The 13,248-nt window shown below is 67.3% G+C and carries 13 protein-coding genes; 9 read left to right on the top strand and 4 right to left on the bottom strand.

What is annotated here, in order from left to right; genetic code table 11:
• The 5 genes from secD to NN4_RS43300 all read left to right on the top strand — a co-directional run.
• Positions 1 to 1,299: protein translocase subunit SecD (secD, locus tag NN4_RS43320; protein ID WP_147143941.1), on the top strand; the 1,299-nt coding region annotated here is incomplete at its 5' end.
• A 7-nt stretch (positions 1,300 to 1,306) separates the two neighbouring features.
• Complete coding sequence (gene secF, locus NN4_RS43315; RefSeq protein ID WP_147143939.1) at positions 1,307 to 2,530, top strand: protein translocase subunit SecF; 1,224 nt, start codon at positions 1,307 to 1,309, stop codon at positions 2,528 to 2,530.
• Between the two features lie 16 nt (positions 2,531 to 2,546).
• Positions 2,547 to 4,265: an ABC transporter substrate-binding protein gene (locus NN4_RS43310; RefSeq protein WP_147143936.1), complete on the top strand. Its 1,719-nt coding sequence runs from the start codon at positions 2,547 to 2,549 to the stop codon at positions 4,263 to 4,265.
• Positions 4,266 to 4,331: 66 nt separating this feature from the next.
• A complete protein-coding gene (locus NN4_RS43305; protein WP_147143933.1) occupies positions 4,332 to 4,904 on the top strand; it encodes an adenine phosphoribosyltransferase in 573 nt (190 codons plus the stop codon).
• A gap of 106 nt (positions 4,905 to 5,010) precedes the next feature.
• On the top strand, positions 5,011 to 6,300 hold the full coding sequence (locus tag NN4_RS43300) for a Fic family protein (protein WP_147143930.1): 1,290 nt from the start codon (positions 5,011 to 5,013) through the stop codon (positions 6,298 to 6,300).
• Between the two features lie 83 nt (positions 6,301 to 6,383).
• On the opposite strand, the gene NN4_RS43295 is transcribed toward NN4_RS43300, so the two are convergent.
• Positions 6,384 to 7,067, bottom strand: a complete 684-nt coding sequence (locus NN4_RS43295) for a TetR/AcrR family transcriptional regulator (protein ID WP_246181430.1) — start codon at positions 7,065 to 7,067, stop codon at positions 6,384 to 6,386.
• Between the two features lie 83 nt (positions 7,068 to 7,150).
• On the opposite strand from NN4_RS43295, the gene NN4_RS43290 reads away from it, so the two are divergent.
• From NN4_RS43290 to NN4_RS43280, 3 genes are all read left to right on the top strand, one after another.
• On the top strand, positions 7,151 to 8,578 hold the full coding sequence (locus NN4_RS43290; protein ID WP_186818910.1) for an MFS transporter: 1,428 nt from the start codon (positions 7,151 to 7,153) through the stop codon (positions 8,576 to 8,578).
• 253 nt (positions 8,579 to 8,831) lie between these two features.
• The gene (locus tag NN4_RS43285) at positions 8,832 to 9,434 is read left to right on the top strand and encodes a DUF4291 domain-containing protein (RefSeq protein WP_246181429.1); all 603 of its coding nucleotides are present in this window, start codon (positions 8,832 to 8,834) and stop codon (positions 9,432 to 9,434) included.
• A gap of 188 nt (positions 9,435 to 9,622) precedes the next feature.
• On the top strand, positions 9,623 to 11,212 hold the full coding sequence (locus tag NN4_RS43280; protein ID WP_147143921.1) for an ABC-F family ATP-binding cassette domain-containing protein: 1,590 nt from the start codon (positions 9,623 to 9,625) through the stop codon (positions 11,210 to 11,212).
• Between the two features lie 70 nt (positions 11,213 to 11,282).
• Here the strand turns inward: NN4_RS43280 and NN4_RS43275 are convergent, their stop codons facing one another.
• Positions 11,283 to 11,636 carry an MmcQ/YjbR family DNA-binding protein gene (locus NN4_RS43275; RefSeq protein ID WP_147143918.1) on the bottom strand — a complete coding sequence of 118 codons (354 nt, stop codon included), beginning with the start codon at positions 11,634 to 11,636 and terminating at the stop codon, positions 11,283 to 11,285.
• Positions 11,637 to 11,645: 9 nt separating this feature from the next.
• Positions 11,646 to 12,083, bottom strand: coding sequence for a nuclear transport factor 2 family protein (locus NN4_RS43270; RefSeq protein WP_246181428.1), 438 nt, complete (start codon positions 12,081 to 12,083; stop codon positions 11,646 to 11,648).
• A gap of 65 nt (positions 12,084 to 12,148) precedes the next feature.
• Here NN4_RS43270 and NN4_RS43265 point away from each other — a divergent pair, with 65 nt between their 5' ends.
• Positions 12,149 to 12,649: a winged helix-turn-helix transcriptional regulator gene (locus tag NN4_RS43265; RefSeq protein WP_186818909.1), complete on the top strand. Its 501-nt coding sequence runs from the start codon at positions 12,149 to 12,151 to the stop codon at positions 12,647 to 12,649.
• A gap of 185 nt (positions 12,650 to 12,834) precedes the next feature.
• Here NN4_RS43265 and NN4_RS43260 read toward each other — a convergent pair.
• On the bottom strand, positions 12,835 to 13,248 hold a 414-nt coding region (locus NN4_RS43260; protein ID WP_147143912.1), incomplete at its 5' end, for a YbaK/EbsC family protein.

Here is a 13,248-nt window from a genome sequence, read left to right as displayed (position 1 = left end):
CCCGGTGAGGCGCCACCGCCTGCCGCGGGTGAGGTACCGGCGCCCGCGCCTGCCGACTCGGCGCCGTCCGTCGGCGCACCGGCCTCCGGCGAGGTCCCTGTCCCGCAGCCGGAGCCGGCCCCGCAGCAGCGCGTGTTCCCGGCTCAGGCACCGACGCAACCACCCGCCGATCCGAATCTGACGCCGCAGGAACTGGCGGTCAAGGAGATTCAGGACGCCAAGGCGGTCCGGCAGAGCTCCGACCCGACCGTTGCGCAGGCCGCGATGGCCGCACTGGATTGCAGCAAGCCGGATCCGTTGCAGGGCAACGACGATCCGAACCTGCCGCTGGTCGCCTGCTCCACCGACGGCCAGGAGATCCTGCTGCTCGACAAGAGCCGCATCGACGGCCAGGAGATCAAGAGCGCCACCTCGGGCATGAACACCCAGCAGGCGCGGCACGAGGTGTACCTGGAATTCAAGTCCGCGGGTAGCGACGCCTGGTCCCAGCTCACCGGCGAATACGTCAACAAGCGGGTCGCCTTCGTGCTCGACACCAAGGTGGTCAGCGCGCCGGTCGTGCAGCAGGGCCCGCAGCAGGGCGGCCGCACCCAGATCTCCGGTAACTTCACCGCCGCGTCCGCCAAGGAACTGGCGAACACCCTGAAGTACGGTTCGCTGCCGCTGTCGTTCCAGACCTCCGAGGCCGAGACGGTGTCGGCGACGCTGGGGCTGTCCTCGCTGAAGGCGGGCCTGCTCGCCGGTGCGATCGGTTTGGCCGTGGTGTTGCTGTACTGCCTCGCCTACTACCGAATGCTCGGGTTCGTCACCGGATTGTCGCTGGTGGCTTCGGGTCTCGCGGTCTACGGCATCATGGTGCTGCTCGGCAGATGGATCGGGTTCACCCTCGACCTGGCCGGTATCGCCGGTCTGATCATCGGTATCGGTATGACCGCCGACTCGTTCGTGGTGTTCTTCGAACGCATCAAGGACGAGATGCGCGAGGGCCGCAGCTTCCGTTCCGCCGCGCCACGCGGCTGGCAGCGGGCCCGCCGAACCATTCTGTCCGGCAACGCGGTCAGCTTCATCGCCGCCGCGGTGCTCTACATCCTCGCGGTCGGGCAGGTGAAGGGCTTCGCGTTCACCCTAGGCCTCACCACCATCCTCGACGTCGTCGTGGTGTTCCTGATGACCTCGCCGCTGGTGTTGCTCGCCTCGCGCACGAGCTTCTGGGCGAAACCGTCGGTGAACGGCCTCGGTGCGGTCCAGCAGATCGCGCGCGAGCGGAAGGCGGCCCAGGCCGCACTCGGGAAGGCGTGAAAACGAGATGACCAATCACACGAGCACCTCGCGCCCCGAGAACCCGGCCGAGACCACGGACGTGTTCACCGCGGTGTCCGAGCAGCCCAAGCACGGTTTCTTCAACCGGCTCTACACCGGCACCGGCGCCATCGACGTCATCGGCAAGCGCCGGATGTGGTACCTGATCACCGCCGCGATCATCCTGATCTCGTTGGGCAGCATCATCTTCCGTGGCTTCAACTTCGGCATCGACTTCGAGGGCGGCTCGCGGATCCAGTTCCCCGCCGCGGGCGCGAGCACCAGTGAGGTCGAGAACGTCTACCGCTCCGCGATCGGCACCGATCCCGTCTCGGTGCAGACCGTCGGCAGCGGCGGCAACGCCACCATCCTGATCCGGTCCGAGGCGCTGGACAAGGACCAGGTGGACAAGCTGAACAACGCGTTGTTCACCGAGTTCCAGCCCAAGGGCAAGGACGGCAACCCCAGCCGGGCCGCGATCAGCGCCTCGGACGTCAGCGAGACCTGGGGTAGCCAGATCACCCGCAAGGCGCTCATCGCGCTGGCGGTGTTCCTGGTGCTGGTCGTCATCTACATCGCCATCCGGTTCGAAACGCACATGGCGATCGCCGCACTGGCCGCGCTGATCTTCGACGTCGCGGTCACGGCCGGCGTGTACTCGCTGGTCGGCTTCGAGGTGAGCCCGGCGACCGTGATCGGCATCCTGACCATCCTCGGCTTCTCGCTCTACGACTCGGTGGTCGTGTTCGACAAGGTCGAGGAGAACACCAGGGGCATCCTGCATTTGAGCAGGCGCACCTACGGTGAGCAGGCCAACCTCGCGGTGAACCAGACCCTGATGCGGTCCATCAACACCGCTCTCATCGGCATCCTGCCGATCGTCGCCCTGATGGTCATCGCGGTGTGGATGCTCGGTGTCGGCACGCTCAAGGACCTCGCGCTGGTGCAGCTGGTCGGTCTGCTGGTCGGTACGTACTCCTCGATCTTCTTCGCGACACCGCTGCTGGTGTCGATCAAGGAACGCTGGGGTCCGGTCGCCAAGCACACCGACCGGGTCATGTCCCGCCGGGCCGGGGCCGCGAGCGCGCGGGCAGGCTACGAGGCGGAGCGCCGGGCCACCGCCGCGACCGGCCGTGGCTACGACGACGAACCGCGCAGGCCGCGGGAACCGGGGCAGGCGCCCCGACCGGGCGCGCGCCCGAGCGGGAAACGGCAGAAGCGGCGGCACTGACACAGGCAGGGGTTTCATGCGTAAGGCACGTAGCCGAGCGGTACGTCTGATCGCAGTGCTGGCCGCGGGCACCCTGGCCGCCGGACTGGCGGCCGGGTGCTCGAGCAAGAACCAGGTGCCGTCCATCGCTTACGCCGTGGACGCCACCGTCGCCAGCTACAACGGCGGTAGCACCCTCGGTGCGAGCAGCGGCGCAAACGCGGTGTTCGCCCGGGTGCTCACCGGGTTCTTCTACACCGGACCCGAGGGGCAGCAGGTCGCCGACACCGACTTCGGCACCGCCAAGGAGGTGCCCGGCGACGTCCAGACCATCCAGTACCGGCTCAACCCCGACGGTGTGTACTCCGACGGGGTACCCACCTCCTGTGACGACCTGGTGCTCGCCTGGGCGTCGCACAGCGGTCGATTCACCAAACCCGGTGACCGAGGGCCGATTCCGCTGTTCGACGCCGCGAGCACCGCGGGCTACGCCGACATCGAACGGGTGGACTGCCAGCCCGGCTCGCGCGACGCCACGGTGGTGTTCCGCCCGGATCGGCACTACTCGGCCTGGCGCAACCTGTTCACCGCGGGCGAGCTGGTGCCCGCGCACGTCGCGGCGCGGGTGGCGAACGTGCCGAATGTGGTGTCCGCCTTGCAATCCGCCGATCCGAGCGCGCTCGGGCGGATCGCCGAATTCTGGAACACCGGCTGGACCTTCGGCAGCAACCTCGACCTGACGCGGTTCCCGTCGTCCGGGCCGTACCGGATCGAATCCTTCAGCGAGAAGGACGGTTTGGTGCTGGTCGCCAACGAGCGATGGTGGGGTAACAAGCCCGCGACCGGTCGAATCCTGGTGTGGCCCAAGAACGTCGACCTGAAGTCCAAGGAGGGCGACAGTGCCCTCGGCGTCGTCGACATCGGCACCGGATCGATCAAAGACCTGAACCTGGAAGGGTTCCGGGTGCAGAACCTGCCCGGGCGGGGCGCCGAGCAGCTGGTGCTCTCGACCGGTGGGGTGTTCGGCTCGGTCGACATGCGCCGGGCATTCGCGCTGTGCGTGCCGCGCCAGGCGCTGTTCGACAAGCTCGGCAAGGTGCCGGACGCGCCCAAGAGCGGGCTCGGTGCCGGACCGCTGAACGGGCATATCGTGCAGCAGGATTCGCTGTTCTATCCGTCGGTCACCGGTGCGGCGGGCAAGTTCGGCGGCGGTGACGTGTCCGCGTCGACCCAAGCCGTCGCCGCGTCGCGGACCAACAATCCGACCATCCGCATCGGTTATCTGCGCCCCGATGAGCGCCGCGCGCAGACCGTGGCGATGATCACGGAAGCCTGTAAACCGGCGGGCATCACCGTCGTCGACGCGGGGGCGGCCGATTTCACACCGTCCCAGCTCACCGAGGGGAAAGTCGACGCTGTCCTGGCCGGTACCGCCGCCGCGCCGGGTCCCGCCGGATCGCTGACCGGGGTCGCGGCCACCAGTGCGTTGCGCACCGGTAGCGGGCTCAATTTCGGGCGATTCGGTAACGGCCGCTACGATTCGATCACCGATCAGCTTGCGGCCGACGACAACTCGACCACACAGCTGAGGCTGCTGACCGATGCCGAGAACCTGCTGTGGGCGGAGCTGCCGAGCATTCCCCTGTTCGCCACCCCGCGCACGATCGCGTTCGGCGGTGGTCTGCAGAACGGGATCGCCGCGCCCAATCAGGCGGGGTCGGGTTGGAACATGGACCGCTGGGTGTTGAAGCGGTGACAGGTGCTGTGGGCGCGGCTTCGGGTAGTTGCCCGCGCTCCTTGGTGTGATGATGGAGAGGTGTCGATGAGTAAGCACGCGGCGATCGAGTCCGATGAGTTAGCCGCCGATCGGACCGACCGGGCCGCGCACGCGGTCGAGCAGTTGACCCGCTGGCGCGACGATTTCCCCGCCCCCGGTATCCGTTTCGCCGATCTCACCCCCGTGTTCGCCGACGCCGAAGGCTTCCGCTCCGTCATCGACTGCCTCGCCGCCACTGCCCCCGACGCCGACCTGGTCGCAGGCATCGACGCCCGCGGCTTCCTGATCGGCGCGGGCGTGGCCGCCAGCCTCGGCACCGGCGTCCTCGCCGTCCGCAAGGCAGGCAAGCTGCCGCCGCCGGTCCTGCGCCGCGAATACCAGCTCGAATACGGCACCGCCGCCCTGGAGATCCCCGCCGACGGCGTAGACCTCCGCGGCCGCCGCATCCTGCTCCTCGACGACGTCCTCGCCACCGGCGGCACCCTCGCCGCCGCCGCCGACCTCTTCGCCCAAGCCGGCGCCGAAGTCGTCGCCGCCGCCGTAGTCCTGGAACTGACCTTCCTCAACGGCCGCGACCACCAGGGGGCCTACCCCCTGACCTCCATCGTCCGGGTCTGAACTGCAGGGGTAAGGATCTTCGCGATCCTTTAATCACGGCCGTCGGCATTAAGGTTTGATACCTTATCCTTTAATAGACTTGGCTTCTATCAAAGGATAACCATCGATGGCCGAGTTCCTCATCGAATACTGGGCTCCTCACTTGGGTGAGGGGCTGGCAAAGCGTGATCGGCAGGGCGGGCGGTATCGTCCCTTCGCTCCTGACCTGATCGCTGAGCGTCCGGTTCATATTCCGACGGAACTCGCCCATCGGTCCGCAACGGTCGAACGTGCTGTTAGACGGCTCAGCAGTTGCCCAGGGGCCCGTGATCTCGAGGGAATCTCGCGGTTCCTGCTGCGTTCGGAGGCGATCGCCAGTTCCATGATCGAAGGAATAGCACCTTCGCCGCAGCAGGTGGCACTGGCTGAACTCGGGCAGGAAGAAGACATCCGCGGATTCGGTGAACAGGCCCGGCTGGTGGCGAACAACATCACTGTGCTGCGCCATGCATCGACCGAGCTCGTTGAAGCCGATGCGGTCACCGTGGAGGATATCGTCGCGCTGCACCGGGGGCTGTTGCCGAAAGAACAACATCACGGCCTGCGTCAGGTGCAGAACTGGATCGGCGGGTCCCACTGGAATCCGCTCGACGCGGAATTCGTCCCTCCACCACCGGATCGAGTGCCTGCGCTCATGGAGGACCTCGTCGCCTACCTCAACGGCTCTACCCATGGGCCGCTGCTGCAGGCCGCGCTGGTGCACGCGCAGTTCGAAACCATCCACCCCTTCACCGACGGTAATGGGCGCGTGGGCCGAGCGCTGATCCACACCGTCCTTGCGCGACGGGGTATAGCGCCACGGGCACTCCTGCCGGTCAGTCTGGTTCTCGCTACTCTCAGTGACCGCTATGTCAATGGACTGACCGCTTATCGATACGCTGGAGAACCACTGTCGGAGCCCGCCCGGCGTGGGACTGCGCTGTGGCTGACGACGTTCATCGAAGCGGCCGCCACTGCTGCCGATCAAGCCGAACGCATTTCGGTCCAGATCGATGCATTGCGCCATGATTGGGCCGAGCGGCTCGGAAACTGGCGTGCGGGCAACGGCTTACGCGCTGAACCGCGCGCCGGCTCGGCGAGTGCTCGAATCGTGGGCATGCTCCCGGAAGTTCCGGTGCTGACGGCCCGCACTGTTCAGCGCATCCTGAACGTCTCTTTTCCGTCAGCTCGAGACGCCTTGGAGGAGCTGGCTGATGCGGCGATTCTGACCCGCAAGACTGTCGACAAGGGAACCACCGGGTATCTCGCCCGCGAAGTGCTGGACCTCATCGGTCTGGCTGAACGTCAGCTCGCCAGTACGCGATTCGACACGCGAACCAGTCCACCGAACCGCGGGGTGCCTGCGAATCCGCGTTGAATTCGCTTCGTCGGCTTCGCTGCTCTCTACTTGCTGGCACGATCAGGCAACTGCTCGGAGACGGGCGTTGGGTGCTGACCGCCTCAGGCGGGGATTCCGGCGAGCAAACCGTCGATGAAGTGGCCTACTGCTGACTCGGTGCGGTAGGCCTCGCGGATGGTGTTCCATTTGGGGAGCATTCGGACTGTGGTGGGGAATTCGGCCAGGACTTCGGGGGTGGCCTGGTCGGTCCAGCGGGGGCGGGGGTGGCCCGCGGTGATGGCTTCGGCGCGTTCGTCTTCGGCGCGGCGCATCATCAGTTCGCCGAGGATGAAGCGCCAGACGGCGTTGTACATGTAGCCGGCGTAGTCGTCGGTGGCGCCGAGTGTCGTTGCGGTGTCGACGAATTCGTCGAGGATCCACATGGCGGCCCGGCCGAAGGATTCGCCGCTGACGAGAATGTCGGCGACCCAGGGCATGTGGTGCAGGACGTCGATCAGATAGGTGATGATCGCGACGAGCCGGTCGCGGGGGGCCGCCGGTAGCTCCGGCCGGTCGAGCTGGTCGGCGCGGGCGCTCAGGACGGCGATCATCAAGGCCGCTTTGGTGGGGAAGTGGTGGTAGACGGCGGCCGTGCTCACGCCGAGCTCGTCGGCGAGTTTGCGCATGCTGAAGGCCTCGGCGCCGCCGCCGTCGAGCATTCGGGTGGTGGCGGCCACGACGTCTTCGCGCGGCACCCGGACGGGGCGGCCGCGGCGGCGGAGCGCGTTGCTTGTCACTCCTCTCATTGTCCGGATCAAACCTCTCGACACCCAGGTAAGGCTGTGCTAACTATAATAAACACACGCGTTACTAAATTATGGAGGTTGTCGTGACCGAGCGAACCGGCGCGGGTAAGGGATGGACGCTCGGCGTCGTGTTCCTCGTGATGTTCCTTGTCTCCGTTGATCTTTCGATCGTCAACGTGGCGTTGCCCGCGATCGACGAGTCGCTGCACTTCGGTCCGTCCGGACTGAGCTGGGTGATCAATGCGTTCCTGCTGACCTTCGCCGGGCTGATGCTGCTCGGTGGCAGACTGGCCGACCTCACCGGCCGTCGCACGCTGTTGCTCGCGAGCCTGGGCGTATTCGCCCTGGCCAGCGCGTGGGGTGGGGCCGCGCAGCACGGCTGGGAACTGCTGGCGGCGCGCGCGTTGCAGGGTGTCGGTGCGGCGGTGCTGGCACCGATGACGTTGGCGCTGGCCACGTCCGAGTTCCCGGAGGGTCCCGAGCGCACGAAGTCGATGTCGGTGTGGGGTGGGGCAGGCGCTGCGGGCGGCGCGGTGGGTGTAGTGCTGAGCGGTGTGCTGACCGACCATCTCGGCTGGCGGTCGGTGATGTGGGTGAACCTGCTGTTCGTTGCGGCGGCGGTGGTGGCGGTGTTGCGCGGCACCGACAACCGGGTGCCGCAACGCGGCGGCCGCCTCGATGTGCCCGGCGCGGTACTGGTCACCTTCGGGGTGACGGCGTTGGTGCTCGCGGTGATCTCGACCGAAAGTCATGCGTGGGGTTCGGCGCGGGTGCTCGGCTGGTTCGCCGTCGGCGCGGTGCTGCTGGCCGGGTTCGCCTGGGTCGAGACCAAGGCGGCGGATCCCTTGGTGCCGCTGGAATTTCTGCGCCGTCGCTCGCTGCTCGGCGCCACCCTCTTCGGATTCATGCTCACCTCCGCGCAGATCGCCAGCTTCTACTTCGTCGCCCAGCTCTTGCAGCGGGTGCTCGGTTACAGCCCGACGCTCACCGGCGTGGCGATCTTGCCGTTCTGCGTCGGCATCGTGATCGGACTGCGGCTGGCGATGGTGGCGACACCGCAGTGGGGTCCGCGCCCGGTGCTGCTGGTCGGCGGGCTCGTCGGCGCAGCCGGCCTGCTCTGGTTCGGTTTCGCCGATACTTCGACGACCTTCCTGACCGGGCTGCTCGGCCCGTCGCTGGTTGCCAGCATCGGCATCGGTGCGTCGGTGGTCGCGATGGGCACCGCCGCGGTGTCGGGGGTGCCGTCCGAGCAGACCGGGCTTGCTTCGGGCGTGCTCAACAGCGTGCGGCAGCTGGGCGGTTCGCTCGGACTGGCGATCCTGGTGACGGTCGCCGCCGGTGTCATCGGAACCGACACCGGGCGAGCGGCATTGGCCGATGGCTACACGACGTCGCTGCGCCTGGCCGCAGGTCTGCTTGCCGCGGGTGCCATCGTCGGCGCGTTGATCGTGCCCAAGACCGGCAAGGCCGCGGCTCCGGCCGAGACCACTGTGGCGGCCGGGCTGGAGTAGACGGCACCGGGGCTACCGCGCGCATCGGTGCGGTAGCCCCGCCGGAATTGAGGTCTCGTCTCAGACGCCCGGAATGCCGATACTTTGGATAGCTGGACGGGTGAGCTGGAGGTGCGGCAATGGTTGCTGGCGCGCCGAATCTGCTCGCGCTGTCCCGGGCCGGGGACGGGATGCGCGAAACCCACTGGTCGGCTCCACTGGGGACATCGTCGGCAGCGTTGGCGTGTCGCGGTCGGAATGTCAGGATCTGCCGGTGAGTGTTTCGCCGCCGATGCGGCAGGTCAGAGCTGACTATGATGCGGCGACCGTGGTTGTCTATCAGGCGTATTCCGCGGAGATCGCCGAAGCCGCCGTTGCCGCAGGAACTTTCGTGGCCCCGTTCAGCCGGGACCGCATGACATGGATCAAGCCGTCGTTTCTGTGGATGATGTATCGGTGCGGCTGGGGGAGTAAGCCGGGCCAGGAGCGGGTGCTCGCCGTGACGATCACCCGCAGCGGGTTCGAGTGGGCGCTATGGCAGTCCTGCCTGAGTCACTATGTGCCGGACATGTATTCGGACCAGCGGGCATGGATGGCCCGGCTGCGCACGAGTCCCGTTCGGGTGCAATGGGATCCGGAGCGCGACCTACATCACCGGCCGCTCGCGCATCGGTCGCTGCAGGTCGGTCTCGGCGGTCCGGCGGTGGGGTTGTATGTCGACCGGTGGATCACCGGGATTCGGGACGTCACCGCGGAAGCGCGGCGGATCAAGGGGCTGGTGGCCGACGGGAAACTCGACGCCGCCGCCCGTGCGCTGCCGGTCGAGCGGCCCTATCCGCTGCCTGCCGAGATCGCCCGCGTGATCGGCGCCGGCTAGTTCTCGGGCCCGAAAAGTGGCGGTGCGCAGGTGTGATCCAAATATCACTGGCACACGTTGCGGAAGTGTGGTTAATCTAGATGAGTCTTATTGCCGTTGATCGGAGCCATGCCGTTGATTTCATGAGGTAGCCACTCGGGCGGTCCGCAGTCGCGCGCCGCGTATTCTGAGCGACCTCTGGAGTCACCATGGCAAATCTGTCATTTTCCGATCTCACTTTCGCCTGGCCGGACGGCACCCCCGTGTTCGACGGGCTCGACGGTGTGCTCGGCCCCGGGCATGTCGGCCTGGTCGGCAGCAACGGCGCGGGCAAGTCCACGCTGCTACGGCTGATCGCCGGTGAGCTCACACCCGCCCGCGGTTCGATCTCGGTCACCGGTCACCTCGGCTATCTGCGGCAGGACCTCGGTCTCGCCGCAGGGCAGCGGGTCGACGCGGTGCTCGGCATCGCCGAGCTCCGGAAAGCGTTGCACCGCATCGAATCCGGCGGCGGCGCGGAGTCCGACTTCGACATCGTCGGCAACCACTGGGATGTCGAGGAACGGGCCATCGCGCTGCTCGGCCGGCTCGGACTGCACTACGTCGCCGACTCGTCCGCACAGCTGGATCGTCGGCTGGAGACCCTCTCCGGCGGCGAGACGACGCTGCTCGGGCTGGTGGCCGAACTGCTCGCCGAGCCGGAGATCCTGCTGCTGGACGAGCCGACGAACAACCTGGATCAGCTTGCCCGCGAACGGCTTTACGAGGTGGTCGGCCAGTTCTCCGGCACCGTGCTCACGGTCAGTCACGACCGCGAGCTGCTGGAGCGGATGAGCACCATCGCCGAGCTGCGGCACGGCGAACTCCGGATGTTCGGCGGCAACTTCAGCGAATATGAGCGGATCATCGAGGCCGAGCAGCAAGCGGCTCGGGCCGCAGTCCGCGACGCGCGCAGCGATGTGCGCAAGCAGGCCCGCGAACTCGTCGAGACGCGGATCAAACTGGATCGCAGGCAGCGGTACGGGCAGAAGATGTGGGACACCAAGCGTGAACCGAAAATCATTATGGCCGAACGCAAACGGCAGGCCCAGGTATCGGCGGGCAAGTTGCGCAACACCCACATCGACAAGCTGGAGACGGCCAAGGACCAGCTCCAGCACGCACAGGAGTTGCTGCGTGACGACCGGGAGATCCGGGTGGATCTACCGGACACCCGGCTCTATCCCGGCCAGGACGTGATCGACCTGGATGAGGTGGAGTTGGCTTGCGGCCCAACGGTTTCGCTGCGGATCAGCGGGCCGGAGCGGATCGCCTTGACCGGACGCAACGGCGTGGGCAAAACCACGCTGCTGCGCCGGATCGCGGCGGCCCACCCGCAGGTGCCGTGGCGGATGCTGCCGCAACGGCTCGACATCTTCGACGAGCAACGGTCGGTCTTCGAGAACGTGGCCTCGACGGCGCCGCACGCGTCGCCGGAACAGATCCGAGCCCAGTTGGCCCGCTTCCTGTTTCGCGGCAGCGACGCCGATGTCGCCGCCTCGGCGCTGTCCGGTGGTGAACGACTCAGGGCCGCACTGGCGATGCTGCTCCTGGCCGAACCTGCCCCGAAGTTGTTGCTGCTCGACGAGCCGACCAACAACCTCGACCTGCCCAGCCTCGAGCACCTCACCCAGGCGCTGGCCAGTTTTGAGGGGGCGCTGATCGTGGTGAGCCACGATCCGCGCTTTCTCGACGACATCGGGCTCACCAGGCGGGTGGAGCTCACCGCCGACGGGCTGGTCGAGACGCTGGTCCGGTAACGGAAAGCCGCACACCCCTGGATCGTTCGCGCAATTCGAGGTGCGACCGGTCAGGGGTGTGCGGTTGCGCTCAGTCGAGTTCGGCGACGAGCTTCTTCGGGGCGACCTTGCGATAGGCGTCGTGGATGATCTCGGCGAATTCGCCCCAGTCCGGGTCGATGTCGAGCCGGACACCGATCCACCCGCTGGGCCCGACGTACGGCGGAACGAAGAAGCGCTCGGGTTCGGCGTCTACCAACTCGGCTTGCACCCCTTCCGGGGCGGGACACCAGATGGTCGGGCCGGGCTCGTCATAGCCCCCGCCGATGTATTTGACGAACGAGGTCTTTTGGCGCACGAAGAAGGTGGGGCAGCCGTGGCTGAGCCGTTCGCTGCACTCCGGTAGGCCGAGACAGATCGCGCGGATCCGCGTCAACGGGTCCATGTGCGCAGTCTACGGCGCGGACGCTCCACGCATGGCGCGTCGCAGCACGCCCGGATGTTTGAGTAGCCCGGGCGCGAGCCACACGGCGAGCACGGTGAGGCTGAGCCACGGGCGCAGGTGCGGCTTCAATGTGCGGATCCGGCCGTCGTCGGCGAGTTCGAGCACCAGTGCCTCGGTGAATCGGAAGGGTCCGAGGGCAGCTTCCGCCAGTAGTACGCGGTGCGCTCCGTCCCCGATCTGCTCGGTCCATCGCAGGCCGGAGACGCCGCCGTAGGCAGCGGTCAGCAGAATACGCAGATCGTCCGCGCCGCGAAACACCAATCGTCCGGACAGCGGCGAGATCAGGGTGGCGTCGGGGGTCAGCGTCGCCTGCACCGCCTCGAAATCGCGGTCCTTCGTCGCCGCGCGGAACCTGTCCACCGCGTCTGTGGTCGTTGTTTGGTCCATCGCCGAGTCCATGACCCGAACCTAGCCGCAGTCACTTGCAAAAAGCAATGGACTAGGCTGAGGGGGTGCCCAAGGCTGCCCTGTCCGACATCGTCTGCTCGATCGCCCGCACCATCGACGCGATCGGCGAACGCTGGACGCCACTCATCCTGCGCGACCTGTTCGTCGGCGTGACCCGGTTCGAGGACATCCGCCGCGATCTCGGCATCGCGTCCAACGTGCTCGCCGCCCGCCTGGCCGCGCTGCAAGCGCACGGCATCGTGGAAGCCCGTGCCTACCAGTCGAATCCGGTGCGACACGAGTATCTACTCACCGACAAGGGCCGCGACCTGTACCCGGTGCTGACCATGCTCGTCGCCTGGGGCGACACCTGGCTGGCCGGACCCGAGGGGCCGCCCGCGCTGATCGTGCACGACGATTGCGGGAAGGCCACCGCGGGCGTGGTGGTGTGCCGGGAATGCGCAGCGCCGCTGACCGCGGACAATGTGCGATTCGTGCAGGGGCCCGGCGGATATCGAGGGCCGGGCACGATGCTCGTCGGCGACCACATGGAGCCGTCCACCTGACCGATCGGCCGAGTTTCCCTGCGTTGCTGGGCCTTACGTCTGCTCAGTGATCTGCGATCGGTTGAGCCGTGCTTCGTTCATCGACAGAATGGCGTCCCGTCTGTAGACCGAGCGGCGTCCCGTATGGTGGCAGACCCGCGTCCGTTGACCGAGCGGCGTCCCGTGTGTCGACCGGCGGATGTCCGTCAGTTCACCGAGACGGCTTCGGCGCCGGTGACCTCGCGCAACTCGTCGAAGGTAGTCGGGAAGACGGTGTGCGGGTGCCCGGCCGCAGCCCAGATCTCCGGCTGATCGGCCAGCGTCTCATCGATCAACGTCCTGATCGGCGCCGGATGACCGAGCGGCGCCACACCGCCGATGGCCTGGCCGGTATGCACCCGCACGAACTCCGCACTCGCGCGCGACAGCTTCCCGATACCCAGGTGCGCTGCGATTTTGCCGGTGTCCACCCGATGGGCACCGCTGGTGAGCACCAGTAGCGGCGCACCTTCGGCGTCGAAGATAAGACTGTTGGCGATCGCGGCGACCGGGCAGCCGAGCTGTTCGGCCGCCGCGGCCGCGGTCGGCGCGGTCTCGGGGAGCACCCGTACCCGCCGGGT

The sequence above is a fragment of the Nocardia ninae NBRC 108245 genome, from assembly GCF_007990755.1.
Taxonomy (GTDB): domain Bacteria; phylum Actinomycetota; class Actinomycetes; order Mycobacteriales; family Mycobacteriaceae; genus Nocardia; species Nocardia ninae.
This window is presented reverse-complemented; position numbering and strand designations above follow the sequence as displayed.